Origin of the sequence: Paenibacillus sp. MDMC362 (assembly GCF_003269305.1) — a bacterium.
GTDB lineage: Bacteria > Bacillota > Bacilli > Paenibacillales > Paenibacillaceae > Paenibacillus_AQ.
Genome location: NZ_QLYT01000025.1, coordinates 44,827 through 71,814, shown reverse-complemented (window position 1 = coordinate 71,814; position 26,988 = coordinate 44,827). Strand labels below are relative to the sequence as shown.

Genomic DNA, 26,988 nt, shown 5'->3' with positions numbered 1-26,988 from the left:
GAGATCATTCCGGCCATATCCACTGGACTGGTACGACTTCACGCCTTGGCTCGTGCGTACCGGACAATTGTTCCGACAGCAAATCGACGACACGCCGACTTACTTCATCCAATTGCTGACGGATGAAAGGAATGCCATCGAGATCCGGATCGTCAAACGCGGCCAGCTGAGGTTCGTTCCCCGCCCCCTTCCAAATCTCCCGAATGGCATAATGGGCATAGCGGGCCAATTCCGCGTTAACGGCAAAGACGGCCGTGATATCACGCTGATCGCTCAGGAAACGAACGATCTCCCGTTGTCCGTTCCCCTCTGCTATGGTCTCCAAATCCAGCATGCACCACAGTGTCTTGTCTATAGGCAAGCCTTGTTCCATGAAAGCGGCCTCGAAGCCTTTGGCTCTTTCGTCCGTAACCGAATTTGTAATTTCCGGTGACAGGAAGGCAATGCGCATGTGCCCAGCAGCAAGCAAACTGGATATAGCTTCCCGAACGCCTGCATAATTGTCTGAGCTGACGCTGTACGCCTTGATCTCTTTCAAGAAACGGTCAACAAGCACCAAGGGAACCCGGTCGAGCGACAAGCGCAGAATAGCGTTATTGTAGCTTTCCTGCTCGACAGGGAAAATAATGAACCCGTCGACTCCTCGTTCCTGGAACTGCTTGATCGCTCGGTATTCTTCCTCTTGTGATTCGCGTGTAATGCGGATCAACAGATCGTATCCCCTATCCGCACAATAGCGTTCCAGACCGTCCAGCAGCTGCTGGTCGATCTTGGTTTTCATCGTCGGCACAATAATCGCGATCGTCTTTTTTGTACCCGACTGAAGATGCGGCTCTTCCGGAATAACCAGCTCCCGAACGAAGGTGCCCTTTCCCCGATATCGCACTAACAAGCCTTCCTCCACCAAACCATTGAGCGCGTTCTTGGATGTAATCTGGCTTACACCGTACCGCTGGGCCAAATCCTTCTCCGAAGGTATCAAGGCGCCTGCTTGCAGCTCTCCGTTCTGAATGCGCTGTCGTATATCGTTCTGAATGCGTTTATATAACGGTTGCTCCATGTCTGACCTCTCTTTTTACGTCAGTCCCAACTGAAAAATAATATATATTTAGTATATCTTAAATGATATTACTTACGATACAATCCATTTTAGAAAGCGCTTTCTAATTCGGGTTGGGAGGTTAATTGCATATGAAACGGAACACAGGCTTCTGGAAGAAACCACTTTCGTTCGTCATTATGCTTGCACTTGCTCTAACGGCAATTCCATTGTCGCCGGTTCATGCCGCTTCGTCAGGCATGGCATGGGCTTCGCAGCAGATTGCCATCTATACGCCGCCATCGGGAGGCATATGGTACCCAAGGCTGCTCAAGATCACGCCAAGCGAGTGGCTCGTATCCTTCGACACCAACGCTGGCGGTGGCAACACGCGCATTGTGGTCTCCAGAACGCAGGACGGCGGCTATACATGGAGCGCTCCGGTCACAGCTGTCTCAAGCACCGCTGGCAATGTGGGGAACGGTCAAATGTTAAGGCTGCCGAGCGGGGAAATCTGGTTAGCCTATCGGCAGGTCGTTCAGAATGGTTCGACCTATGAGATCCAGCTTAATGTCCGGCGAAGTCTCGACGGTGGTCACACCTGGAGCGATTTACCGGGCGGATTGATCGGGAGTTCAACGGCCTCCAGCTTTAAAGGTTTGTGGGAGCCGCATTTGGACATGATCAACGGCACGATTGCCGTGCTTTATGCGGACGACAGTCCGGCAGCGGTCGGAACGACCGGCCTGCAAAATTTGTATATGAAGACATGGAACGGAAGCGGCTGGGGCAGCCGGATCACGGTCAGTGACGGAGTTGCCGCCGGCTCCCGCGACGGCATGCCGGTCATCACGCGAATGAACGACGGGCGGTATATAACCGTTTTCGAAGCCTCGGACGTTGCCGGCCACCCTTTTGTCATCAAATATAAAATTTCGCCGGACGGCTTCAACTGGTCGGTTCCCCGTCAAACGATGTACGTGCCCAGCGGGACTGGTAAAAAAGCGGGCGCTCCGTTCGTCATAAAGCTCGCCGACGGTCGTCTTATGGCTGCATTCCAAACAGATGAAAGCAGCGCCAACACGGGAGATCCTTACTCATCGATGTTTACGATAATCAGCTCCGATAACGGCGCGTCATGGCAGTACAAAACCAACGTGTTTCCGGTATCCGATACGAAATCCTCCAACTGGAATGCGCTAATGGCCGTTGATTCCACACGTGTTGCAGCCGTCACCAGCGCAACTTATCCGACAAACGGCATCTATCTGCGCTTCGGGCATACCGTGACACCGCCGCAAACCAATCTGGTTAACAATCCCGGCTTTGAAACAGCCAATGTGGCGGGCTGGACTACGTACGGCGATGATTACCCGAATCGGATTCTTATTCATGGAGCCAATGACGCCGTTGGACTTCCCGCTGCCGAAGGCTCATACTTTGTCGGTCTTGCGGGCACAAGCGGACCTTCGACCGCATATATCGGACAGACGATTAGCGGTCTCGATAACGGCACGTATACGATGCGAGCACGCATGCGCAGCAGCGGGGGCCAGAACAGCTGTGTCATGGAGGCGAAGGACTATGGAGACAGCATGCTTCAAACCGGGTGTCCGGTGACGACGGCGTGGACGCCTGTCACGATATCCAATATTCAAGTGACAAGCGGAAAGGCAACGATCGGATTTTACGTATCCAACTCGTCCTCTTCCCAATGGGCGGATATCGATCAGGTCGAGTTCTTCCGAAATTAACAGGAGTATAACCTCCGGCTAAAATCAATCATCTAAATGAAATGAATCCATTTAACTAGGGCCGTCCATAAGTCATCATAGATGACAGTGGACGGCCCCTGCTCATTATAGTCAGCTAATAAATCTCCTTCATGCCCTATGTCAATATTCGTCGTACGAATGATCATCCCTTGATCTCGCTGGCTTACATCTCTCCATACATGGCTTCCGACACAAGAAATGCTGTACCGTCGTATTCGTACCGCAGCCGGACCGCGACAGGGAATTCGCCAGGCGAAACCTGTATCGGCACCGATGCATATAAGATGCCTCCCTCAACGTAATACCTAACCATGTTGCCAAGCGCGGGCTGATCCAGCCAAAATCCCGCGTCTTCCTCCATATATTCAAATGTGCGAGTTACCCCGTCCAGCGTGAATTGAAAGATCCGTTTTCCCGCTTCTGCTGTCGCACTATAGCTAAGTCTGGATTTTACCGCAAGCACCGGATCGGCTGACATCACTTGTCTAAAATTTTCTGGAAGAAGTTTCAACTCCGATTCTCTAATGCTGGTACCGTAGCCGGTTGTCAAAATGATTGCAAGGACTTCCTCCTTGTTGTTCTTTGCAGGCAGTATAGCAACGTCCGGATAGTAGGTTTCGTTGCTCACATTCTTCCAATCATGAAAGGTGTGTTCCATGTCGCCATACTGAACGTGGATGGAGCGGATCATCCCTTCTTTTTGGATCAGAGTTCCGGTTATCTTCAGGCCCATCTCCGGATCCTCCTTTAATATTACGGTTTTCCCCTGTTCGTCTCCAGCCTTGATTTCATTCATAGGCGCTCCTGTTTCGTCTATGTCGATTTGCTCAATAAGCGAGATATTATGTGAATCGTTACGGATGGTAACGTCTATCGTTTCCTCATACGTCATCGGAATCGAATCCCGCAGCAGCAGACGAAGTTGATATACGGTTTGTGCTTCTTCTGCGTTCATCTCCTTTACGTAAACTTCATACACCCAGGGGCTGGACACATCATAGCGGTCAAGCGGCCATTTCACCTCGGAATGCTCCCATATGTCAGGTGATGGTCCGCCCCAGATACCTAGCTCTCGCTGCAAGAGTGCTGCAGCCAGTGTCACAATCGTACGGTCGTTAGCCTGTTTGACCTCATTTTTCGCAAGGTTCCACCAATCATAGTCGCCTCCAGCTCCAAGTAAGAAGCTGGATTCAAACGTACCTCCCCCCTGTGTAACTGGATTACCTGGACTTGGAGCTACCGGATGGGGAGTAGATGGGGCCTGTTTTCCGAACCAGATTCCAACGCCAAGCACAAGCAGCAAAGCTGGAACCATAACCACTGCGGCTCGGCTCCATCCACTTCGGGATCGACTTTTTTCAACAACCTTCAGGCGTTTATCCACGGCCTTCATCATGTCGGCCCCAAAACGCCGATTCTTAAAAGGGGGCCTTGCCAGTCTCCGGTTCCAATCCGGCTTCCATTCATTCATCGTCGTTCGCTCCTTCCGAATCTGGCGGCAACCTTCTTTTTGGCTCTGTAAATTCTAGACTTTACCGTCCCTGGCGAAAGACCGGTAATGCCGGATATTTCCTCTATCGATAGCTGATGATGCACACTCAAAACGAGGGGGTCTCGAAATTTACCGGGCAGCTTTAGAACCTCCTTCCACAGCTCATCCGCTTCCTCCCGTTTCAAATACTCCGCCTCGGCGGATGGCGTAGACACCGTCCCGTTCAGTCCAACACCCGGCGAACGATCGCCGATCAGCACCACTCTGCGCAAAAACGCTCGTTTCAGATAGGAAAGCGCAGTGTTTCGAGTAATTTTGAGCAGCCCGGTTTTGACGGAAGCCTCCCCGCGAAAGAAGGCAACCTTTTGATAAGCTTTGATAAACACATCCTGCGCGACATCGTCTGCTGTATATGTATTTCTGGTGATCACGTAAGCATAATTCCAGACATCCTCACCGTAGAATTCCATCAGCGTCCGTATGTCCGATATATTCAGTTCCGCAGAATGCTGCATCTGCATCTCCCTCAAGCTGTTCGCCCCCTTACCAAAACAGACTCCTTAAGGTCGATGAAAGTTCCCGAATTCAAATGAATATTATCCGGCGTTTCATAATGAATGACTGTCACGTTAACCGATTCTCCTCGTGAACTAAAAAAGACACCTGTTAAGGTGTCCCTCTGTTTATTTTGCTCAATCTGTTCAGACCTGCTTATCTGCGGCGATCAATAAGAAAATGGGGCGTCGGTATGCGTCATGCCATTCCGGATCCTGAATCTGCTCTTGTTCTGGTTTAAGTTCTGACATTTCCCTAAACCGGAATCCTGTTTTCACTAACGCATTTATCTGTGTGGCTACATTCCGATGGTACTTGGTAACATCATGATCAAGAAATCTAGCTTGGCGTGCTCCTTCCTCATGATAGTGATCCAAAGGCCAATGCAGCTTCTTCCCGTCCGGGCTATAATACCAATCTTGTTCGGCCACAGCAGTAAACACGGGATGTTCAACTGAAAAGACAAACGAACCTCCAACCGTTAGACTCTGATGCACCTTTTTACAGATATCCTCGAAATCACGAATGTAATGAAGTGCAAGCGAACTAATCACAACATCAAACTCGTTAACGGGGTAGTCATAGTCCTCTATTGCGGACTGCACATATTCTATATTCGTGTCATCGGTCATCAATCTTGCCCTCTCCAGCATGTTTCTTGAGATATCCACCCCGACCACAGACCTCGCATGCTGTTCTCTTACGTACCTGCAGTGCCACCCGAATCCGCAGCCGAGATCAAGCACCTTTTTATCACTAAGATCCGGAAACATCGATCGGAAGGCACCCCATTCTCCTGCACCTTCTAATCCTTTGATGGAACGGGGGAGTTGATTGTAATTCTCATAAAATCCCTGATCGTCATACTTGTTTTGTTTCACTAAAATCTCCCCTTCACTCTTTTATAATTCCATCCCATGATATGGAGCCTATTTATATTTCTCAACGCCGTACTTGTTTCTGCTTTAAACGTGATCATGGATCAATCCTTCTAACTCAAACCGTTTATTCCATATCTCCATCAAGACGCAAGGTGAACACAAGTGCCCACTCCGTTTTTCTTAACGAATCCGTTGTAAGATCCGCTGCATGTATCTCATTGGAACTTGTAGCATGCATGCCAAATACATGTACCGGCTGTTCTATTGTAAACGAACGTGGGCGCGTATCCTGAATCAATCCTTGTGCCGTCAATGTTTTGTCCCAAGGAATCGTAAAGGTAGACAGGCTTGATCCCGAATGGGAGTTGGTGTTGACTTTAATCTTTCTGGACTCCTCGAGACCTATTATGGATTCCGTGTCCACGGATATGATCAGTTCTACTTCTTTGCTGTCCTTTTGCTCGTCCGAACTGTAAAACAAATCTCCGATCGACCCTGCCGAATCCACCTTCTGCCCGTTCTTCCAAATATCAATATCCAAGCTGACATTAGGTTTATTTCCCTCATACTTTAATGTAAATGCACCCGTCATCGGACCGAGGAATAGCTTAAACTTTGCTGCTTCCCCTTGGAACAAATCCACGGGTGTCAATTGGATCTCGGCAGCTGCCGAATTGTCCTCAGGTGAGATCTCTTCTTTGGTTCCTGCAAAGCACCCCGTTAGAATCATGAAGACAATCAAAATACACGCTTTAAATCTCAATGTACTACCTCCTTTAATCTAGGTGCTACACTTGAATATCGCAGCCATCAAAAGGCAAACCTCTTTCAATCAGCTTAACAGCGTGGTCTATTGCATTCCGTTGGTCCTCCGTAAAGCTGCTCTCATCACCATTCCATTCACTTAACCACCAGAAGTAAGAACAAATATTTCTATACTCCATAAACAAGGGGATTGTTTGTATCCAGTATTCGGAGAGCTGGTGTTCCTTCTCGTAACCCATGAGGAATTCATGCAAGAACTGTTGGGCAAACCTGCTTTTGGTGACACGATCTTCTGCATGCACTCCCCACCAAACGGCATGAGTGGCTGCTATTGCAATGTCTAACGAAAACCAGCCATAGATACTATCGTCGAAGTCAAAGACCGTTATTTCATTGTTGTTGATAAAAAAATTATACGGATGGAAGTCATGATGTATCAGTCCAAACGAATCGGTCTCCCTCGGCAGTGAATCAATCGCACCTTCCATGGAGATCAATTTTTCAAGAAGCACATAGAAACGGCCTCGCTGCAGATGAGGGTTATTTATACTACTTCTGCTCCAGGTGTCTCTCTTCCCAAGAATGTCCGATGGTTCATATGATGTCGACAGCCTATGCATGCTTCCCATGGTTTCTCCCCAATTCCTGAATATCTTCGGGCCCCATAGCTGTTCATTGTGTTTATCAAAAAAACGACCTGCTGCCTCGTGAAAAGCAGTTGCGATATACCACTTATCTTCCTCACAGAACACGGCCAGTAATTCATGATTACATGTATGTATGGGTAATGAAGCACGGACTCCGTTCTTCACTAAGTAATAGAGCCAATCCATCTCCGCCCTGATCTTCGGTCCATACTCGTGTGATTTCTGAGATAACCGCAAGATATAGGATTGATCACCCTTAGTAAAACGATATACTTCATTGGTCGAGTTACTCAGGAAGATTAACGTCCCAATATTAAATTCGAAAGATTTCGCGGCTTGAAGCAATATCTTCGAGCTTGCCATTCATAATGCCTCCATTCTTATTAAGATTCTTATGATTTTCGATAGATACCCTTCGCGAACGCACGCAATCAGCCGTATAAGTTCGATTCGTTTGGTGCATTGTAGTAATGCAGAGATTACAAAGGACTTATCACAGCATGGAGGGATCGTTATGGCGACGAGCAAACAGCATCAAGAAGCGCACGGGATTGGACAAGTAGAACAACAGCTGAATAATCAAATGGAGGCTGCCGAAGACATCCAGGGACATTCGAAACAGGATCAAGATGTAAAAAAAGCCTCTCAACGTCCGGCTGATCCATTGAAAGACCTCTCGAAATAAGGAGATATGTCATGAACAAACAAAGAGCGATTGAAATTTCGGAATCGGCCATTATGAAAAATGTAACTTATCAGGATACCCCTATCTTTATCCAGCATGTCAATGAGGATGAAACCGCCCGGGTCTATCCGATCGGAAACTCGGAACAGGAAATGACCGTCCCTTTATCCAGTCTCACCGAGCATCCATAAGATAGAAGATATTCACCCTAATCTAATCAAACCTGAAATAACAAAATCCCATCAGACTTGTCGGTGGGATTTTGTTATCTTAACGAAATATGATTCAATATAAGCTATTCCCTTATTTCAACGATGCCGGTACCTTTACGCCGAGGAGCTTCCCCTCTGCTTGGATGATGATCATACCGCTTGTCATTAGCGTCGACTCGTGTAGGTCTGCTCCAGTAGTTACTTTAAAAACTGGCCGGGACGATAACAAGTTAATGCCGAGTAATGTACCGTTACGTTGTGCCCGGTATAATCCTTTCCCATGCACATCAATCTGTGCAGCAGGTGCATCGCCGTTCCAACCGATCCGTTGACCATTTGCAAGTTTGGTTCCGGCCAGCTCCCCCGTCGATCTGTTATTGTAAATCAGCCGTTCCTGAACCCGTCCGATCAACTCCCAGTCACCCCCATATGGGCGAGGAAAAGTTCGCAGCGGAACCTCACCTTTCGTATAGGTGTCAAATTTGTATTCGGCCACCTTATTGCCCTGATCCATGTATAACTTCCCTTGCTTCATAAATAAGCCGCCTCCGCCGTACTCATATGGCGGCTCCCCCGTCATCTTCCAGCTATACTCTCGGCTGCTCTTCTTTACGCCTGTCTTAAGATTATATACGTTTACGATCCATTTGCGGTCCGGAAGCGACTGATAATCAGCCAGCAGTGGAGAATGATAATCAACCGAATACACGAGATTGTCTTTGATTTGAAGCGCTTCTCCCTGACCAAAATGGTCCCATAACTTCTTGCCCGTCTTTTTGTCATAAGCATTCAGTTGAATGGATGTTAGTGCTCCTTGTACATAGAACGTCCGAAGGATGACTCCATCCGCCTCCTGAAGGTAATCCGTGCCGTTTCCTTCTCCTGACGGCTCATTCATTTTCCACCGAAGCTTTCCTGTTGCCTTATCAAATGCGAAAGTTGTGCTCCCTTTGATTGCATAGAGCGTATCAGAAGTCGGCACCAGCGCTTCCGTTCGCAGGTGCGCATCCATAAAGATGGATGTGTTCGACTGCCATTTCAATTTTCCTGTCTTCGCATTCAGCGCGTATGGCTTCTGACCTGCCGACAGGCCGTAAATAACGCCTTTATCATAAACGATATAAGGTTTCAGCTCTTTACCGTAGCTCCACAGCCGTTTGCCTGTCCTAGCATCCATTGCGATGAGTTTGTTTCCCGCGAATGCAAATACCTTGCCCTCTTCAGCAATGGCCTGGTGACCTGAAACATCGTTCTCGCCCATATTCAGATAATTGTCTACCTTTACCGTCCAGGAAGGCTTTAGTTCCGGTACCTCGATTGTTGATGAATAATGCCAGTTGCGTACCGAAACATCGGCAGCTTCTGCATTCACTTGCGAAGGTGGTACTAAAAGCACGCCCTGGACAGTAAGCATGCCTGCAGCGATGCTTGCAAAGAGACGCCGTCGTAATCGAGCTTTGAGGCTTAAACTTGATTGTTTCTTCTTGATGTTAAGCATGAATTCCCCTCCTATTTGTTATGGCTTCTTGCTTCTCGACCAATATAACGCTTAAAGAAGGGATAAAGTTCCAAGCGAATTATAACGGGAATCTACCCAATTGGCATTGGAGCAGATTCCCGTTGGTTAAAATTTATTATTCCAAATAGCTTTCGGCAATTTTCATCAAAGTTTCTTTGCTTACTTTATTTATGTCCCCACTTATAGTATAGGCGTATTTCACCTTTTTATCTGGGCTCTCGTATACCCATTTCAGCTCGTGCCACTGCGAAGGACCAAATTCTGTATGCAGCATTTCTACCCCCTTCACATGAACCTTTTCCTGTTTAAATTCTACTTTCTCGTCAATATACGATGTTGGGTTGCTCTTCCCGGTCAAATTATTGATCATTACCTCGATTTTATCCTCGCCATTTTGATATGTAGCAAAGAGAAGGGAAATCTGATCTGTCATTTCAACCGGTATCATGGCATATCCCTGATTGGATTCTTCCGCCTGCTTTCTCAGCTTTTCTGCCATTATCTTTTTTTCTTCCGAAGAAGGCGGATTTACTTCCTGAACATTTTTAAAGAGAACGTCCGCCTTTTGAAATGTATAATTTCCATTGACTTTGTCTGCGATCTTAATGGATTTATCCGTAATCTTACCGCGCAATTGAGAAAGATTGTGGAAGCTGGCCACCTTCGTTCCCAGATCTGTCTGATGATTCGGGTTATTGGCTGCAACATAGAACAGCGCGGCTTGTCCGTTCTTTAGCACCTTCTCCTTAAGTTCAAAAAATGCTTTAAAACGCTCTATTTCATCTTTCGATTCTGTTTTTCCGAACTCTTTCGTCGATTTGGTCTCATATACGACTTCGCCATCCTTATTCTTCAAAGAATGATACTGCACGGCCGCATAACCCGTGGATGCCATTAACATCATTCCTACAAACGCAGTTAAAGCAACTTTATATTTCACAAAAAACCTCTCCTTTTCTTTTTTCTCAGCATGTAGTACTCTCATTACTTTTACTGTCAGGTCGGTGTCGGGAATGCGCGGGTCATCAAACAGTTTTTTCAAATCCCGATCCCTGTCCATATTCATACACTCCCACTCCCTTTACTTGAGCATAGTACTTTCGGAATTTTGCAGATGTACGTTCGTATTTTTTACGAAGGCTTGCGCTGTTCTTGCCGAGAATCAAACCGATCTCCTGGTAGCTTTTATCCTCGACACAACGTAAGATTAACAAATTACGCTCTTCCGCCGATAATTTCGCCATAGCCTGATGTACGGATTCATCAAAATAGTTGGCCTCAATATGCATATCGACATCATTATTATCTTGTTCATCCCGGTAAAAGAAAGGCAAATATTTCACCAATTTTCGCTTACGGATGATGTCAATACATTGATGATAGGCAATCTTGTGTAACCATGCGCCAAAATCCATCTCATATTGGGTATATTTCCGCAAGTTGCGGAATGTCTTCAAGAATACTTCCTGTGCGTTATCTTCGGCTTCAGCATAATTGCCCAGCATATGATAACAGTAGAGAAAAATCGGTTTCTGATAGACTTCCATGATTTTCTCGAATTTTTCTGTCCCCCCATCAAGCACATCTGCAATGATCTGTCTTATCTCCGTCTCATTCAAGCCCTCTCCCCCCTCTCACTCTATACAACGAACAACCCGACCAATAATGTGACATCGTGAAAAATCACTATCATCTAAACGAGCTTCGCAAGGAGTTTGTCGGGATGGATGCCATGTTCTCCACGACTGCTGCCATCAAAGCTTTTCTCTGGCATTTTGCAATTCAAAGTTATAGGTGGCTGCGCCCATTTTGGATACTAAAAAAGCTTGGGATCCTAAACAGGATCCCAAGCTTTTATGAGGGTGTCTTACATGTTAACGCGTCGCTCATAAACTCTTCTTATAAGCTCTTCAATGATCTCATCAGGTGACCGGTCACCCAACCAGGTTTGACCATACATTTGCAATATTTTAATGAGTGGACCATCTTCCCAAAATCCGATGAACTCTTCATTGAGGTAAATTTTCTCTACGACATGCTGGTTCATCTCGTCAAGACACTCTTCCAATACAGATTTCGCAACCGGATCATTAACCCAGTCACCAATCAGGCTGAATTTATGAAAGGTTCCTTCTTCCTTTCCAAAATTACAATACAATCGCTCCGTAATTCTTATATCGCGGGAAGAGCTGCCAAGCGCAATTTGGAAATAACCGCTCTCCGCTACCCAGCGGTTATATTTGGTGTTGTAATAGGCAAAGTCTCTCTCCTCAAGTTCAAAGACGATCTGCTGCCTCTCCCCAGGAGCCAACTCGATTTTAGAAAATGCCTTCAATTCTTTCTCTGGACGTGTCCATGTGCACTCTTCGTCATGCACGTAAAGCTGAACGACCTCTTTCCCTGTTCGGTTTCCGGTATTCTCCAGCCAGAAAGAGACCGTGATCCCTGTCCCCGTCTGAGCTACCTTCATATCCTTATAGGCAAATGAAGTGTAGGATAAGCCATGGCCAAACGGAAACTGCGGAGCGAGTTCCTTCCGATCGTAGTATCGATAGCCGATGAACAGCCCTTCACGATAATACAGCTTGCCGTTTTCACCACGGATTCTCATATGTGAAGGATTGTCGGAAAGCTTAACCGGAAACGTCTCGGACAATTTACCGGAGGGACTCACCTCACCAAACAAGATTTCAGCAATCGCTTTACCCATGCCTTGTCCGGAAAGCCATGAGTGAATGACAGCGGGAACATGCTGAACCCAAGGACGCATGGCCAAGGCTGTACCACTGCTGGTCACCACAATGCACTTCGGTTGTACGGCTGCAATCGCTTGAATAAGCAGAATCTGCTGTTCCGGCAGATCAATGCCCTTCAAATCATGCATCTCGGATTCTGCGTATTCAGGCTGGCCAACGAATATAACTGCAACATCAGATTTTGCCGCCAATGAGACGCTTTCCTTGATCATCTCCTCTTGCATGGAGTCATCTTCAGGGTAGCCTTCAGCATAACTCAACTCAACAGAAGCTCCTGCCAATGCCTTTATTTCTTCAAATGGAATATCCACGCGTGTAGGCGTTACTTTTGCGCTGCCGGCTCCTTGAATTCTAGGTTTTTTGGCAAAACGGCCGATAACTGCAATGGAATGAGTTGATTCCTGGATCGGAAGAATGCCATTCTCATTTTTTAGAAGCACAATGCTTTCTGCTGCAGCTTTTCTAGCAAGATTGTGGTACTCCATAGCGGATGCCGGAACAGCTTCTTCCATACCGGTTACACGTTCTACGAGGTTTAGAATACGGGCAACGCTTTGATCAAGCTGTTCTTCTGCAAGAGCTCCGCTCTCAACGGCTTTGATAATCGCTTTCGTGTTATAACCGGCAGGTCCCGGCATTTCAAGGTCAAGTCCGGCTTTCAACCCGCGAATCCGATCATTCACGGCCGTCCAGTCTGAGATGACAACCCCCTCGTATCCCCATTCTTCCCTCAAGATATCGTTTAATAAATGCTCGTTCTCACTCGTATATGAGCCATTGAGCAAATTGTAGGAGCACATGACAGTCCAGGGATCCGATTTTTTAATAATTCGTTCAAAGGCGCTTAAATAAATTTCGCGCAGCGTCCGTTCGTCTACTTCTGAGCTCGTCACCATCTTCTCATATTCCTGGTTGTTGCAAGCAAAATGTTTAAGTGAAGCACCGACGCCCTTGCTCTGGAGGCCATTGATGAAAGCAGCTCCCAATTCGCCTGTCAGGCAAGGATCTTCGGAGTAATATTCAAAATTTCTTCCCCCTAACGGAGTCCGCTTCATGTTGATTCCTGGGCCGAGCAGCAGTTCTACGCCCATCTCTTTGGATTCATTGCCAAGCGCTTCCCCAACTTCGTGCAGCAGTTCCGTATTCCACGAAGAACCAATAGCTGAGCCTGTGGGATAACAAGTTGCCGGAACATTCTCTGTCGTAATCCCCATCTCATCGTCACTGTTCGTTTTGCGGATTCCATTCGTTCCGTCGTACATATGAACCGCCGGAATATTGAGTCTCTCGATGCCCTTGGTCATCCACATATTTAATCCCGCACAAAGCGATGCTTTCTCAGCAAGTGTCATTTCCTTTATCAATTCATTTATCGATGCCTTCATTTGTATTCATCCTTTCATCTCAAGCTTCTTCTTGTAACTCCTGCTCTTTTTTCAATTCCTGCGCATCGTATAGTTTAAAGAATGGAAACCATACGGCGAATACAATCAACAAGACAACGGCGAGCAGAATCAGTCCATTGAATCCGGACATGAGGTAAGTCGATACACCGATCGGCGTATACCACAGCTGGAAGATTTTACTCGGAATTTGTGCAAATCCCATATCAAGCGCTAAGTAGACGATAACAGGCGTAATGAGACCATTAATCCACATAGGTACCATCAACAGCGGATTGAAGGCAACTGGCGCCCCGTAAACAACAGGCTCGTTAATGTTAAACAGAGAAGGAACTATAGTAGCTTTACCAATGGTTTTCAGCTTCTTGGATCTGGCAAACAGGAACCAGATCACAAGTGGTAAGGTTGCACCCATCCCTCCGATTCCAAGCCATCCGGAGAAGAATGTTTCAAAGGTATTAATGTTAACGGGATCCAGTCCCTGCGCCACCAATGCGGCATTTTCCTCAATCGCCGGAATCCATATGGCATACCAGATGGGCATAAGCACCCATGGGCTAACCCCGAAGGAATACAGGACAACCCCAATAAAGTTGAACAGAACAAATCCAAACAAGCTTTGACCCATAGCATTAATAGGCTCAAACACACTCACAATCAGTCCAAAGATATCAAAATGGAGCTGATACACAAGAACCCAGCCTATGCCCATAATCACGGCAATCGGAACCAGGAAGTCAAACCAATCCATAATAAACTCTGGCATGGAAGACCCTTTTTTAAAGAATGAGAACTTACCGCAGACATTCATGATGACGGCGATGAACACGCCGACAATAAGTGCCGTTACCATGCCCGCAGGACCGAAACGCTCAAGAACGAACTGAACGGTTCCGTCCTCGTTTACGACGGGATTAAGCAGCATGAGGAATAAGGATATGCCGGTCATTCCCGCCAGCAGCTTGATCTTGTGTCTCTCCTTTTTCTCCATGACCGTATACGGCGTTAGAAATGCAATAAACAAACCGAGAAGACCGAAGCTGAATGTTGTAATTGGCGTTAAATCCGGCATTCCAGGTATGAAGTCTTGCAAAATTGAAATCAAAGTAATAATGGAACCAATAAAAATCATCGGGATGGCAACCATAATGGCTTCTTGAATCGATGCTATCCAAATGTTATTTGTAATCGCATCCAATCTTGGCGCAAAGGATTCCGTCATCCATTTCATGAAACGCTTCATCTGTTTATTCCCTCCTGTGTTTCTGTTGTGGACATAGCTATAGTATAGAATTCATTGTTAACGCTTACTCGTTGTAAATTGCCTCGTGTATGGTCGTTTTTTGTTCATTTCTCGTCTTTGTAGCCGGCAAATTGAAGCGACCTGAAATGGACAGCAAAAAACACCCCTCTCTTATAGAGCGGTGGTGTTCTTGAAGGTTCCAGTGTTTAAAACTGTTTCTCTAAAGTGAGCAATAGGACACCATGAGGTGGAAGAATGAGCTCTTTATACCAACCCTGATTCTCTAATATCTCCGTCCGGATGACCGGGCCGCTTCTTCCGCGAAGATACGCAAGTTCCTCCTCCGTCAAGATTTCGGGTGCCCCCATGCGAACCCACTCGTCAAAAACGGAGCCATGATCCCGGTCCATCTGATAAGTTGTGCATTTATAGGTTCCTGAAAGATTTGGAATGTTGACTTGGAACACCTTGCTTCCCTTCTCTTCGAACACGCCGTAACGGTTAAGATTGGACATCTCCGACCAGTCCCCGCTTGAAAACATATGATCCATATGGACGTAATGATACAGCAGAAGCTGCATGCTCCCATCTTGATTCTGAGTGCCCACATAACCATCACCCTTAACGGTGATCTCTTCACCCAGCTTCTGGAGAAGCTCAAAGGCGTAATAGCTCGGCTTCTTAAGTCCATCCCGATTCATTAAACCAAAACCTCCGTAGAACGGAGAGGAGGGAACAAGACTTTCCTCAAACACATCCGTAAAGCACCAGAAAGCCATGGCCTTTACGTCTCCCAATGTATTCATCGCATGATACATCACAAACGGGGCCATAAACATGGTATCGTGCAGCAGATGCCGGTCATAGAGCGAGAAGTTCCATTCGGTAATATGCAGCTCCAGATCGCGGAAAGACGCACGCGCCATTTTGTCCTGCAATCGATGGATACTCTCCTTATAGAAGGTTGGCGGCATCATCTTCGTCAATATGTTCTGCTCTGCTTTAAGCTGAGGATATTCCGAATAGATATGAAAGGAAAAGAAGTCTAGGGGCACCTGACGTTTATTGCAATATGCCATAAATTCCTCGGCCCAGCTGTCGTTCCATATTGAACCATAACCTAGAGCAGGTCCTCCTGTTTTTAGTTCTGGAAGAACCGACTTGATCACTCGAACGGTAGATTCATAAAAAGAAAAGTATTCCTCCTTGCTTCCTGCCCAGCAGACGCCTGATAAATCCGGTTCGTTCCAGACTTCAAAGTACCATTGTTTTACTTCCCGAGCCCCATAGCGATTTAAGCAATGCCGAACGAACGCACGAACAAGCGCCTCCCATTTTGCCTGATCGGCTGGTGGGGAGATATTCCCTTTCCACCAGAATACCGTTTCGTTGGAACGGCTAAGCAGGGTCGGCATGAAACCAAGCTCCACGAACGGCCTGATGCCCAGCCCAATAAGAAAGTCATAAAGCTTGTCGACATATGCCCAGTTATAGCTGGGAGTACCGTCATCCTCTTCGTTATATATCATCATCTCATCATTAAAGATGCCATGGAAACGTATGTATTCAAAAGGAATTCGTCCTTTAAGCTCGGTCAGCTGCCGACGCCAGTCATCGCGCAATCCTTCTATTGCCCTGCCCGCTGTTGTAGTAACATTCCAGTGCTTTTTGTACCTTGCTGACGACATTCCTGGCCGAATCTCAATTTGCTCATGATCCGTAACCACCGCTGTTAAAGGGTTTGCCCTCTTCTGTTCCTGAACTGGCTTCACTTCCAGATATCGATATAACGACCCCATCGCATTGATCGTATCTAATTCATAATAGTCTCCACTCGAGGACTCTTCATAGGTAAGCGGTTTTCGATTAGGCTTATCCTGAAGCGAAGCAGCGGCTTCACGATACGAGCCTGGTGTGCAGCCGTACTTTTCTTTGAAGTACTTATTAAATAACTTTACGTTCGCAAAACCGCAATCCATGGCAATTTCGGTAATGCTCTTTTCGGTTCCCGATAACTCCGACTGGGCTTTCTCCAAACGGATCAACGTTAAATATTTTTGGAAAGGAATACCGATTTTATCGGTGAAAAAGTGAGAAAAGTAATGCAAACTTAAGTGCTCCTGTTCGGCCATCGTCTGCAGCGTTATCTTCTCTTTGTAATTTTGATCGATATAGGTAAGAACCCGATTCAACCTTTTATAGTCATAGCTCTTGCCGCCTTCTTCAGCTTCCGGGTTGATTCCTTCCGCAAAATACCGTAATAAATGACCGCATAACGTTTGCAGCCTTCCCATGGTAAAGCTTCGATAGCCTGGAGACTTCTTGTTCATCTCCCATACCATCTTAGCAAGCTCTTGCTTGATCGTATCAAATCGGAAGCCGATCGGCTCGGCCTCAGTCGCTGAGTTGCAAGAAATAAAAACGTTATTATGCAGCCACTCCGGGCCAAACTGAAGCGTTAATAATATATTGTCATGGTTATTCTGCTCAAACTTATGGATCGACATGCTGTTCACCACAATGACATCGTCCTGATGCAGGGTATACTCCTTCTGATCAAGATGCACGATAACCGAACCTTGGAGCACATAGACAATCTCCACCTCTTTATGCCAGTGAAATGGAACCTGCTTCACGCTGTTGACAAACAGCTTAAAAGGTATATCCTCTTGGTGCTCGATAAATTCATATAGGTAACGCATCATTTGCCCTCATTTCAAATGAACTGAAAACGATATATCCTTATTTAACATATCGAATGCATTATAGAGTCTCGCTCAGATTATTAAATTATAGAAGCTTATCATTATAGCATGTATAGTTTACGACTTTTACATACATTAGAAAACAGGCTACCCGGTACTAGATTCGTTGCATTGTAAAAAAAATGCCTGCGGAGAAGTTTTTAAATGCTAGAATCACGCCGTACATCGGGACATAGTTGTTGATGAACAAGTAGTCAATCCCCTGCAGTGTCATTAGCAGCAGCCACCTATACTTCTTCAGCCTCTCTTCCTTAAATGAGACGATCCCCTCTGTACCAGTCCCTTCTTCTGATAACACAATGGTGACTTCTTCTCATCCGGCTTCCCCCATTCCAAAACCATAGAAATACTATTGACGTTATTCATTGCAAAAAAAGGGTGTCCCAAGAGGTCCATTGACCTGGGGCACCCACTGTCTGTGGTATGATGCTGTTCGTATGATTTCTTCCTCCACTCGCTGTTAGCCCAGCAAAGTCATGCTTGATTGATATAAAACAAAACGTTTTCATAGTATCTCATAAACCTTTTATAATCCGCTGTTTCTTTCAGTACAATTATGGTGGGATAAGCATTCACTTTGCGTTGTTTTAGTGCTGCTAATACGTTCTTCTGTTCAATGCAATGAAATTTGCCTTCTATATACTGAATAAGAAGCGGTGGATCTTCATCGGTACAGTCATTCCCAGGCATGCTTTCATCAAGTTCGATGAGACGCAAGGGAAACTTAACGACACCGAAGTACAAACACTCTTTACTCATACAATCATGTAAACCAGGAACTGCATTTTGGGTATGGAGCATATAACAATAAATCCATTCTTCGAGCATTCCGATATTCGCATACTGCACAGCGGATAGCACAGTTGGAGCATAAGTGAATTGTCGGTCATCTTTCTTCGAATAAATGATTTTCTTAATGGAATCCAAAGATAAAAAGTACTCGTCCGCAAGTTCCGAAACCGTTACCCCATTGGCATACTTGTTGCGAATCATAATATTACGCCTCTGTAATTGGTTTCGGTAACCCGACTTCTCCCCCCAGCCCCTTTTTTCCTCTCCAGTAGGGATATAAAGAAGTTTTCCAGCAGCGTATTTCTGAATTTCTGTCAATAAATTCTCAGGTATGATATCGCTGGCATTTTCATAATTCATAGGATCACCCTTTATAAGGCGTATATTCGATCCTTCAGTTGACCGATAGATTTCATAATAGATTTGCAAGATTCTATATCATCGATCGATGCATGCCACCGCAAAACATCGATTCCCTTATAATAAGCCATACATAAAAATCTCTCTTTAAAATCCGGTATGACAATGTTCCTTTTTTTGCAATACTCGAATAACAATTCAGGTATGTGCAAGTAAGGCTTATTTAAGTCCATAATGGCAAAATCTAAAAGGAAGTCGCATATTCCCGATCTGCTCCAATCTGGGAAACCAACCGTCGTTTTTCCATCTGTGATCATGATTTCAAAAAACGTGTTATTGTTTACCAAATAACGTTTTCCTTCACAATAATCAATTCTGGCGTCCATTTCCATCCAGTACTTTTCGACAAAGTCACGGTCTAAAATGGTTGTATCATAGAGTTCCTTCCAATTAAACCAATATCCTTCTTTATCTTCTGCAAATGTGTCGATTAGAAATTGCCTGCAGGTACTATATTCCGTTTTACAATCCTCGTTGAACTCACCATAGCCTTCTACTGCCGTTATGTCCGATGCACTAATTTCCAAGACTTTGTCAAAAAACAACTCGTAACAATCTGCAAACTGATCGGGGCTTAGTTCATCTGCGACAAATCCATTGGGTGTCATGCTTACCTGATCCGAAAGCAGGGACTTGATTATACTGTCTTTACTCATGCTCGTATCTTCTCCTTCACACCAACAATTGTTATGCACACATCAGCTGCGCACCTGATATGGGGTAATGATAACATTGGCCATGGATCGGATATAGGTAACGAATAGGTTTAGTCAACTTTACACCCGCCGCTTGATCACTTCCATACTAACAGTAAAGTTTCCCCTCAATCATCGTCCATTGCACTTGATACCTTTTATCCATCAGCACAAGATCCGCATCGTATCCTACCTCGATTTTTCCTTTGTGAGATAAACCTAGAATACGGGCCGGCGTTGTTGAAGCCATGTACACGGCATCCTCCATTGAAATACCGTTAGCTTCGGTCAGACGTAACGCTTCATTCATAGTCACGGTACTCGATGCTAAGGTGCCATCCGCAAGCCTTGCAATCCCCTCGGATACGGTGACGTGATGACCACCAAATATATAATGACCGTCGCCTAATCCCATCGCCTGAAGCGCATCCGTAATAAGCACCATGCCTTCAGGCCCTTTGAGACGATGCATTAATCGGACAATGGCTGGATGTAGATGGACTTGATCAACAATCGCTTGGAGGCTTACATGCGGCTCTTCGAACGCAGCTACAATCAGTCCGGGATCTCGATGGTGAATCGGTCTCATGCCGTTAAAACAATGGGTTACATGACTCGCACCGGCTGCAAAAGCCAGCTTGGCTTCCTCGTATGTGGCATCGGAATGAGCCACGGCAATCACAACACCCTGCTCTTTCAGAAAGGATATGAGATCCAAGCCTCCAGGCAATTCGGGTGCGATCGTTACCATTTTAATGAGCGATCCCGCTTCCTGAAAAATGATTTTCATTTCATCCAGATTCGGGTGGCGAAGGTATTTCTCATTTTGCATCCCTTTGCGCTTCGGATTCAAATAGGGTCCTTCCAGATGAATGCCGGCGATCCTTGCCCCTTGTTCTCGTCCGATTACAGATTTGACACTGCGAATCATGTTCAGCAGGTCTTCTATCGTCGAACTCACAGAAGTCGCCAGAAACGAGGTGCATCCGGTTGCCGCGCAAGCGCGTGATACTTCTTGAATGCTGTACTCGGTTCCATCCATCATGTCATAACCATTGGCCCCATGAATATGAACATCGATCATTCCTGGTATGAGCCACATTCCGTTCCCATCAATCAGTTCAGCATCACTTTCGATTTTATTGAGCTCTTGTGTCGGTTCTATTTTCTTCAGCTTTCCGTTCGAAATCCAGACCGTTGCAGAAGGAAGTATTTGATGAGGCAGGTGGACTTTGACATGTTGAATGATTTGGTTGTTCATTACTACAAGGCTCCTTCCTATTGGTTATGAGTCAGACATTCTATAAGCGTAATATTTTTTTGATCTAATATTTCTTGGATGTCAACGGGAATCGATTGATCCGTTACAATAATATCCACATGATCAAAGTCTAACTTGAACCTCGATTTCACCGCGAATTTGGTATGATCCGCAACAAGGATGACCTGATCTGAGCGCCGAGCCATTTCCCTTTTCACCCGAACATCTTCTTCATATGGATAATAGAGTCCGTCTGGCTGGATTGCCGTCGCGCCGATGAACGCCTTGTCGGCACGGATTTCACTGATTTTATCGATGACGGAAGGACCGTATAATAATCGATTATGGGTATGCAGATAACCGCCGAGCACGTAGATGCTCAGATCTTCTCGTTTGGAGAGGATCCCTACATTATCGATGGAATGCGTAACCGCTGTTATCTGTTTCGCTTGAATATGTTCCGCAACGAATTGTACGGTCGTAGATACGTCCAAGAAAACCGTTTCGTTTTCCCGAATCAGTTTAGCGCCATGCTCGCCGATCACGTTCTTGCTCGTCGGCTCATCTATAAGCCGTTCCTGGTAAGAAGTCAGTTCCTTTTGCAGTTCAGGCAAGGCTACCCCTCCGTGCGTTCGAACAACTACTCCTTCTTGAACTAATCTGACAATGTCCCTGCGTGCGGTATCCCTCGACACTTGAAAGAACGAGCATATCTCTCCAACACTCATCGTTTTATGTTGTTTTAAGTAATCCAGAATTTTTACTAATCGTTCCTCTTGGAACACATCCTATCCCTCCTTGATTAAGCATTTATATCTTAGTTATAAGTATATATAAGTAAATTGCTTCATTCAATAAGTATATGTAAGTTTATTCTTGTGTTACAAATAAACATATGCAGCCCATTGACCTTTCTATTCCGACTATCATACCGTGAGGCTAATATTCGCTATTAGATAGAAAACAGGCAGGCCGCTTCTTGCAAAGAAGCAGCCTGCCCTTACAATCGATGCATGAGAGCCAACTTAATAAGTAAACGACTGTTGTACCGTGCCAATTCGTGCGTTTGCATACTGAATATTATTACGTCTCATACTTTCAAACGCTTGTACTGCTGCATTGGCAACGTCAATATCTTGTGCGCTTGTTCCTCCGCTAACGCCAATGCCACCGACAACCCTTCCTTCATGAACCAGGGGGATTCCGCCGCCAAGGATCACGATTCTCCCCTGATTCGTCGTATTAATGCCAAATGTAGCCCCGCCCGGAAGCGCGGATTGCGCTAAATTCGCTGTCGGCATTTGCATTGCTACGCTGGTCCAAGCCTTGCCGATGGCAATATCGATACCTGCTATTCTGGCATTGTCCATTCGGTGAAAGGCAATGAGGTTCCCCCCTTCATCGACGATCGCTACATCAGAATTCAGACCCATTTGTCGAGCCTGATGTTCAGCAGTTTCCAATAACTTCTTTGCCGCAGTTAAAGTGAGTTGGTACATGGTAGCTCTCCTTTGCATAAAAGAAATACTACATTATATTTCCATTGCCTATATAGGTGAATTGCCCAATTCCAATACTTGCGGAATGCATGCTAAAGAAATGTCTCGGACAACCATTCAAAAAATTTTTCCTTCTCTTCAAATTGCGGATAATGCGCAGATTGATCAAACGCGATAAACTCCTTCTGATCGGCTTCAAGCCTATCGAATAATTCTTTTGCTGCATGGGAGGACGTCATATAGTCATAATCGCCCATGATAAAGTAGCACGGTATTTCAAGTTTCGTTACAAGCGTTGGCAACGGATGTTCTATAACTTCCTGGAACAAAACCTTTTGAGAAATTCGAACAAAGCTTCCACAAAAAAAGCCGCTGATCTGGATACAGATCGGCGGCGTAGCAACTACCAGGAGGAAAGTTCGGTCCTTTTCCAATGGTTTTGAGCAACGCAAACATATACATATTGGTCGTCCCAAGAGATCTGTCCCTGGCTGCAGGCAGCAGTGGACGAAGCGGGTGTGTACTTTTCACGAAGACGCAGCATATCCCCGTTTACATCGAGCTTGGTATCGGGTTCGCTCGTGCCGATCCCGATATTACCGTCGCTGCGCTGCAAGGTGAGCGGAGAATCGAGCACTTTTCCGTCATCTCCATAACGGACGAACTGCAGGTTGGCTCCCGTATTGTCGCCCGCTTCCTCTAAGCTGTCGGCCCGGACGGCCCATCTGGGTGTCGTCTCATTATCCTTGCCGACTGCACTTAACTGGATGTCCCGGTTCGTTCCGCTTTCGCCCGCTACCCGCAATATACCGCTCATTACATTGAAATTGGACGAATGAGTACGGATCTCGCTTATATCGGTGTCGAACGGAATTTCAAACCGGGTAAACAACTGGTTAGGGTATTGACCTGTCGGGGACATGGTCGTCTCGAACGAGATATGCTTATGATCCTGCTGCTCCGGATTGTTTGCCTTATCATGGGAAATGATCGCCGTCTTGTCCTTGCCATTCTCGTCAACCCAGACAATCGCCGGCTTGGCCCTTTCCGCCGTCCATTGCAATCGAATCAGATCAGACTGATGCCCTTCTTCCTCGATCCACTTCTTGTCGGTGGACAAATGAAGCCGCTCGTTGTGCGGAACGCGTATATCGTCGCCTTTCTGTTCTGATTGTCCAAGCTTCGTTGCCACTCCCTGTTCCTGATCCGTGCATCCTATGCCGAGCAAGAAGAAGCTCCCCACTACAATCATAATGGTCCCTAATAATTTCACAGTGTTTCCCTCCGTTTATATTCGTGTTTCGAATTCATTCGTAGTAATGAATAAAAATACTTTGTCTGATCGTATTATATCCAACACGCAGCGTACACCCATTTCATTAAACTTCCCGGAAAAATGATGCTTTTCGTCTATAAAGTTTTGACGGAGCTCGTCCGAAAGGTGTGCTTTGGTGAGTCATACTAAATAGCCCAAACTTTGATTCTTTTGTAGGCTCAGCAAGAGGGACTTTTGGGTCATTTGGTAGTGACTGGCTGGTTTGAGCTTAGAACATGAAGTCATGGTCTTCCATGATTTTCGGCATCGTCAATACAAAAAAAGCCGCGATTTCCGCGACTTTCGATGACTGCATATACTCATCCCCGACCAAAAATTCACAAAAGAAGATTTAATTAATAGACTTCATAATTTTGTCCAGTTTGAGCTCCTTCTACGCTTTTTTTGAAAGCAAGGGCTACGCGACTAGCAGGAACAGCTTCAAAGCCCGGAAAAAACTCGCCATATTTTCCCAGTGATTCTTGTAAGATATTCGGGCTTACACTATTGATACGGATTCCCCTAGGCATTTCAATCGAGGCGGACTTCACGAACGCTTTAACACCGCCATTTGCCATGGCTGCCGATGCACCTAGAGGAATTGGGTCATCCATCATGATACCCGTTGTTAAAGTAAAGCTTCCCCTGTCATTAACATAGTTCATTCCCAACAGGACTAAATTGATTTGTCCTTTCAGTTTACTTTCAATTCCTAGACTTTTATACGTGCCAAAATCAGGACCATTCACCAATGACCGCTTGTATGCGCTGCTCCACTTCCAAACGTTTCTCTTCCGTAATACTTTCCGCCTTGGCTTTATTCAGATGTTTAAGTGCATCGTTCAGATGCTTTACGGCCTGATCATTCTTGCCCTGCTTCTGCTTCAGCTCCGCTTGCTTCAGCGCATTGCCGATCTGCTGACTAAGCGGATGGCTGATATCCCCCTGCGACTTCCAGGACTGAATATCGTCCATCAGGGAGCCCAGCTTATCCGGTGTCACCGCATCAGACACTTCAATCTTCATCAGCTGCGTATCGTTCGTGTAATAAATGTTGCCGTCATGTCCTAAATTCACGTGTTGGGATTCCGCCAGCGTCTTGTACTCCATCGTTTCCGGATCGACCACGGTGACATGACCGGCAAGCGTCAGATACATGAGGCCGTCCGCGCTCCAGCGAATATAGACCGGACGCCAATTGCCGTATTTCTCAACACCTTCGTAAATCGTTTTGCTTTTCACAATTTCCTGGGTGTTCGGATCCACAGCGAATAACGTTCCGTCAAAAGCCGCCCACAGCAGACCGTCCGGACCAAAACTGGTACCGCTAATGATATGGGGCGTAGGAGAAGCGCCTTCAATGGAAGGTACCCATTCCTTCTCCACTTTACCGGTCGCGATGTCCCAGATAAACAATTTGGCCGCCGGTTCTGAAGGAGTGATGCCCAAACCGCCTGCAACGGTAGTGGAACCGTAAACCTTGCCGTCTTTCATCGCAATGCCGACAATCGACTGATTGTTGATGACGTTCTTGTATTCGGTATAATTGCTGCCATTGGCCGGATCATAAATGGTCAGGGATCCGCCGAGTTTGCCGTAATCCGGAATGGTACCGATAAACAGCTTGCCCTCCGCAGCTCTCATGATGAACGGACGGTCCTGCCCGGTAATTTTGAACAGACTCTTGCGCTGCGTCGGATTACCCGCATTGTATTCAAAGATATCCGCGCCAGGATAAACGCCCATATACATCTTGCCGTTCATGGACACCATCCCTTCCGACTGACCCATAGGGAAGGTCTCGTAGGTACCGGTCTCAATCGAATACGCAGACCCAGTTCCGCCGGGGTATCCGCTAATGAACAGACGTCCATCCGGACCGTTCTCCATCGTCTGGACAGGAATCGGGTTGCCCTTCACCGGATATGGAATCGCCTTGACCTGCTTGGTTGTAAGATTCATGAAGGCTACGCTGCCGCCGAATTGAACGGTTGCAAGAGAAACACCTGGCAGATCCGGATCGTTCGGAACCTCCACCCAGGCCGTATTACGCAGAAACGTTCCGTACACCACACCAGTGTCAACGGCAGCAAGGGTATTCAGATCCACTTCCATCAGATGGTTATTCTGCACGAAATAGATTTTATTGCTGCCATCTGGTCCGTGAGAGAGACGAATGCCTTTATTGTTCAAGTGGTATGTCTCGCTCCACTGCTGCAGCTCCAGATCATAAAACAGAAGCGCGTTGTTTCCTTTGCTGATGCCCGCAACCAAATATTTGCCCGCGACATCCAGCTGGTTCACCATGCCGATGTCAACCGCTCCGTTGTAGCTCGGAAGGTGGATGGTCTGCTTCTCGCCAGATTCCACATTGACCTTCACAATGCTCCCTTCTATCCCGATGCCGACATACAGATATCCGTCATGATACGCAGTGGAGCGGCTGTAGCTTTGGCCCGTGCCTACGATGCCGTAGTCCTTCATTTCCCCTGTAGAAGGATCATAGCGGCCCGCTTTCGCATTGGGATAAGAACCGAAGTAGACCCGGCCCTCCTCATCGTGAGACAAGCCATATACGACCTGCTCACCGATGCCGCCCAGAACTGTCAATTGTTTAGTCACCGGAGAGTAGGAGTACAGTGTGCCGTTCCCCCCGATATACACCGTCCCGTCAGGGGCCGTTATATGCGTCCAAGAGCTTTCGGATCCTGTTAACGGGTGCGTGCTCAGCACTTCTTTGGTTTTCAGATCAATGACATGAAAGATAGCCGGCTTGCCGGATACCGTTGTATACATAACCTCGCGCCCGTCCTGAATTCCAAATGCCCCGTCATAAATCGCAACGCTTTGCATCGGAGATCCCAAATCGATAGGATGACTGTACTTTTTTACAATGTCTGCTGAAGCGCTTGCCGGAAAGAAAACCGCCGTCAGTAACGTGACACAAATCGCAAGGCACAGGCGATGGAGTCCCTTCTTCACGTGAGGCTTGCTGTGGGTTACGTTCATTAATTCATCCTCATTTCTATAATGGAATGTACTGTAGACAAAACAACTTTCCGACCTGCAGCGATATAATTGATCGTTTTACCAAGTAAGGATCGCGGCATCCCTCCCCGTTTATGAATGGGTACACCATGATGTTCTGGTACCTATGTAGTTCATATATTTGCAAAGAATTTAGCATATCCCCTCTATAGTGTCAATTGGTTCTTATCTGGTCATTATCTTAAAAATAATAGAATCGTTCAGCATCGCTAAAACTTGTA

23 protein-coding genes and 2 pseudogenes are annotated in these 26,988 nt (G+C 46.3%); 3 read left to right on the top strand and 22 right to left on the bottom strand.

What is annotated here, in order from left to right:
- Positions 1-4: 4 nt before the first annotated feature.
- Positions 5-1,060, bottom strand: coding sequence for a GntR family transcriptional regulator (locus DP091_RS14295; RefSeq protein ID WP_113058927.1), 1,056 nt, complete (start codon positions 1,058-1,060; stop codon positions 5-7).
- A 131-nt stretch (positions 1,061-1,191) separates the two neighbouring features.
- Between DP091_RS14295 and DP091_RS14290 the strand changes: the two genes are divergently transcribed.
- Complete coding sequence (locus DP091_RS14290) at positions 1,192-2,793, top strand: exo-alpha-sialidase (RefSeq protein ID WP_113058926.1); 1,602 nt, start codon at positions 1,192-1,194, stop codon at positions 2,791-2,793.
- 184 nt (positions 2,794-2,977) lie between these two features.
- Here DP091_RS14290 and DP091_RS14285 read toward each other — a convergent pair whose 3' ends face one another.
- From DP091_RS14285 to DP091_RS14265, 5 genes are all read right to left on the bottom strand, one after another.
- A complete protein-coding gene (locus DP091_RS14285; protein WP_113058925.1) occupies positions 2,978-4,285 on the bottom strand; it encodes a hypothetical protein in 1,308 nt (435 codons plus the stop codon).
- Positions 4,282-4,827, bottom strand: coding sequence for an RNA polymerase sigma factor (locus DP091_RS14280; protein WP_258394517.1), 546 nt, complete (start codon positions 4,825-4,827; stop codon positions 4,282-4,284). The genes DP091_RS14285 and DP091_RS14280 overlap by 4 nt, the downstream gene beginning before the upstream one ends.
- A 180-nt stretch (positions 4,828-5,007) precedes the next feature.
- Complete coding sequence (locus tag DP091_RS14275; protein ID WP_113058924.1) at positions 5,008-5,742, bottom strand: class I SAM-dependent methyltransferase; 735 nt, start codon at positions 5,740-5,742, stop codon at positions 5,008-5,010.
- Positions 5,743-5,866: 124 nt separating this feature from the next.
- Positions 5,867-6,505 (bottom strand): hypothetical protein, encoded by a 639-nt coding sequence (locus DP091_RS14270; protein ID WP_113058923.1) that lies wholly within the window; start codon positions 6,503-6,505, stop codon positions 5,867-5,869.
- A 25-nt stretch (positions 6,506-6,530) separates the two neighbouring features.
- On the bottom strand, positions 6,531-7,517 hold the full coding sequence (locus tag DP091_RS14265; protein WP_113058922.1) for a phosphotransferase enzyme family protein: 987 nt from the start codon (positions 7,515-7,517) through the stop codon (positions 6,531-6,533).
- 151 nt (positions 7,518-7,668) lie between these two features.
- Between DP091_RS14265 and DP091_RS31345 the strand changes: the two genes are divergently transcribed.
- Positions 7,669-7,839 (top strand): hypothetical protein, encoded by a 171-nt coding sequence (locus DP091_RS31345; protein ID WP_181469806.1) that lies wholly within the window; start codon positions 7,669-7,671, stop codon positions 7,837-7,839.
- Positions 7,840-7,850: 11 nt separating this feature from the next.
- On the top strand, positions 7,851-8,030 hold the full coding sequence (locus DP091_RS14260; protein WP_076321652.1) for an H-type small acid-soluble spore protein: 180 nt from the start codon (positions 7,851-7,853) through the stop codon (positions 8,028-8,030).
- Between the two features lie 112 nt (positions 8,031-8,142).
- Here the strand turns inward: DP091_RS14260 and DP091_RS14255 are convergent, their stop codons facing one another.
- From DP091_RS14255 to DP091_RS14180, 16 genes and pseudogenes are all read right to left on the bottom strand, one after another.
- On the bottom strand, positions 8,143-9,549 hold the full coding sequence (locus DP091_RS14255) for an outer membrane protein assembly factor BamB family protein (protein ID WP_113058921.1): 1,407 nt from the start codon (positions 9,547-9,549) through the stop codon (positions 8,143-8,145).
- A 136-nt stretch (positions 9,550-9,685) separates the two neighbouring features.
- Positions 9,686-10,636, bottom strand: a complete 951-nt coding sequence (locus tag DP091_RS14250; protein WP_146747000.1) for a hypothetical protein — start codon at positions 10,634-10,636, stop codon at positions 9,686-9,688.
- Complete coding sequence (locus tag DP091_RS14245) at positions 10,596-11,189, bottom strand: RNA polymerase sigma factor (protein WP_113058919.1); 594 nt, start codon at positions 11,187-11,189, stop codon at positions 10,596-10,598. The genes DP091_RS14250 and DP091_RS14245 overlap by 41 nt, the downstream gene beginning before the upstream one ends.
- Before the next feature lie 248 nt (positions 11,190-11,437).
- On the bottom strand, positions 11,438-13,711 hold the full coding sequence (locus tag DP091_RS14240) for a beta-glucosidase family protein (RefSeq protein WP_113058918.1): 2,274 nt from the start codon (positions 13,709-13,711) through the stop codon (positions 11,438-11,440).
- 19 nt (positions 13,712-13,730) lie between these two features.
- Entirely contained in the window at positions 13,731-14,972 is a 1,242-nt protein-coding gene (locus DP091_RS14235) for a PTS sugar transporter subunit IIC (protein WP_113058917.1), read from the bottom strand.
- Between the two features lie 206 nt (positions 14,973-15,178).
- Positions 15,179-17,677, bottom strand: coding sequence for a GH39 family glycosyl hydrolase (locus tag DP091_RS14230; RefSeq protein ID WP_306438119.1), 2,499 nt, complete (start codon positions 17,675-17,677; stop codon positions 15,179-15,181).
- Positions 17,678-17,834: 157 nt separating this feature from the next.
- Positions 17,835-18,035, bottom strand: coding sequence for a hypothetical protein (locus DP091_RS14225; protein ID WP_113058915.1), 201 nt, complete (start codon positions 18,033-18,035; stop codon positions 17,835-17,837).
- A 176-nt stretch (positions 18,036-18,211) separates the two neighbouring features.
- Positions 18,212-18,889 (bottom strand): CD3324 family protein, encoded by a 678-nt coding sequence (locus DP091_RS32260; RefSeq protein ID WP_181469805.1) that lies wholly within the window; start codon positions 18,887-18,889, stop codon positions 18,212-18,214.
- Positions 18,890-18,900: 11 nt separating this feature from the next.
- Positions 18,901-19,605 carry a hypothetical protein gene (locus DP091_RS14215; protein WP_113058914.1) on the bottom strand — a complete coding sequence of 235 codons (705 nt, stop codon included), beginning with the start codon at positions 19,603-19,605 and terminating at the stop codon, positions 18,901-18,903.
- Between the two features lie 148 nt (positions 19,606-19,753).
- Complete coding sequence (gene nagA / locus DP091_RS14210; RefSeq protein ID WP_113058913.1) at positions 19,754-20,905, bottom strand: N-acetylglucosamine-6-phosphate deacetylase; 1,152 nt, start codon at positions 20,903-20,905, stop codon at positions 19,754-19,756.
- A gap of 17 nt (positions 20,906-20,922) precedes the next feature.
- The gene (locus DP091_RS14205; protein WP_113058912.1) at positions 20,923-21,690 is read right to left on the bottom strand and encodes a DeoR/GlpR family DNA-binding transcription regulator; all 768 of its coding nucleotides are present in this window, start codon (positions 21,688-21,690) and stop codon (positions 20,923-20,925) included.
- Positions 21,691-21,930: 240 nt separating this feature from the next.
- The gene (locus tag DP091_RS14200; protein ID WP_113058911.1) at positions 21,931-22,404 is read right to left on the bottom strand and encodes a GlcG/HbpS family heme-binding protein; all 474 of its coding nucleotides are present in this window, start codon (positions 22,402-22,404) and stop codon (positions 21,931-21,933) included.
- Between the two features lie 92 nt (positions 22,405-22,496).
- A pseudogene (locus DP091_RS14195) lies at positions 22,497-22,745 on the bottom strand (alpha/beta hydrolase); the annotation flags it as partial.
- A gap of 62 nt (positions 22,746-22,807) precedes the next feature.
- Entirely contained in the window at positions 22,808-23,677 is an 870-nt protein-coding gene (locus DP091_RS14190) for a hypothetical protein (protein WP_113058910.1), read from the bottom strand.
- 398 nt (positions 23,678-24,075) lie between these two features.
- A pseudogene (locus DP091_RS14185) lies at positions 24,076-24,435 on the bottom strand (short chain dehydrogenase); the annotation flags it as partial.
- Between the two features lie 19 nt (positions 24,436-24,454).
- Positions 24,455-26,728 carry an FIMAH domain-containing protein gene (locus DP091_RS14180; protein ID WP_113058909.1) on the bottom strand — a complete coding sequence of 758 codons (2,274 nt, stop codon included), beginning with the start codon at positions 26,726-26,728 and terminating at the stop codon, positions 24,455-24,457.
- Positions 26,729-26,988: the final 260 nt, after the last annotated feature.

Coding starts and splice junctions, on each gene's coding strand:
- DP091_RS14295 (WP_113058927.1), bottom strand. CDS start 1,060: ATGGAGCAACCGTTATATAAACGCATTCAGAACGATATACGACAGCGC.
- DP091_RS14290 (WP_113058926.1), top strand. CDS start 1,192: ATGAAACGGAACACAGGCTTCTGGAAGAAACCACTTTCGTTCGTCATT.
- DP091_RS14285 (WP_113058925.1), bottom strand. CDS start 4,285: ATGAATGAATGGAAGCCGGATTGGAACCGGAGACTGGCAAGGCCCCCT.
- DP091_RS14280 (WP_258394517.1), bottom strand. CDS start 4,827: ATGCAGATGCAGCATTCTGCGGAACTGAATATATCGGACATACGGACG.
- DP091_RS14265 (WP_113058922.1), bottom strand. CDS start 7,517: ATGGCAAGCTCGAAGATATTGCTTCAAGCCGCGAAATCTTTCGAATTT.
- DP091_RS31345 (WP_181469806.1), top strand. CDS start 7,669: ATGGCGACGAGCAAACAGCATCAAGAAGCGCACGGGATTGGACAAGTA.
- DP091_RS14260 (WP_076321652.1), top strand. CDS start 7,851: ATGAACAAACAAAGAGCGATTGAAATTTCGGAATCGGCCATTATGAAA.
- DP091_RS14255 (WP_113058921.1), bottom strand. CDS start 9,549: ATGCTTAACATCAAGAAGAAACAATCAAGTTTAAGCCTCAAAGCTCGA.
- DP091_RS14250 (WP_146747000.1), bottom strand. CDS start 10,636: ATGAATATGGACAGGGATCGGGATTTGAAAAAACTGTTTGATGACCCG.
- DP091_RS14240 (WP_113058918.1), bottom strand. CDS start 13,711: ATGAAGGCATCGATAAATGAATTGATAAAGGAAATGACACTTGCTGAG.
- DP091_RS14235 (WP_113058917.1), bottom strand. CDS start 14,972: ATGAAGCGTTTCATGAAATGGATGACGGAATCCTTTGCGCCAAGATTG.
- DP091_RS14230 (WP_306438119.1), bottom strand. CDS start 17,677: ATGATGCGTTACCTATATGAATTTATCGAGCACCAAGAGGATATACCT.
- DP091_RS32260 (WP_181469805.1), bottom strand. CDS start 18,889: ATGAATTATGAAAATGCCAGCGATATCATACCTGAGAATTTATTGACA.
- DP091_RS14215 (WP_113058914.1), bottom strand. CDS start 19,605: ATGAGTAAAGACAGTATAATCAAGTCCCTGCTTTCGGATCAGGTAAGC.
- nagA (WP_113058913.1), bottom strand. CDS start 20,905: ATGAACAACCAAATCATTCAACATGTCAAAGTCCACCTGCCTCATCAA.
- DP091_RS14200 (WP_113058911.1), bottom strand. CDS start 22,404: ATGTACCAACTCACTTTAACTGCGGCAAAGAAGTTATTGGAAACTGCT.
- DP091_RS14180 (WP_113058909.1), bottom strand. CDS start 26,728: ATGAACGTAACCCACAGCAAGCCTCACGTGAAGAAGGGACTCCATCGC.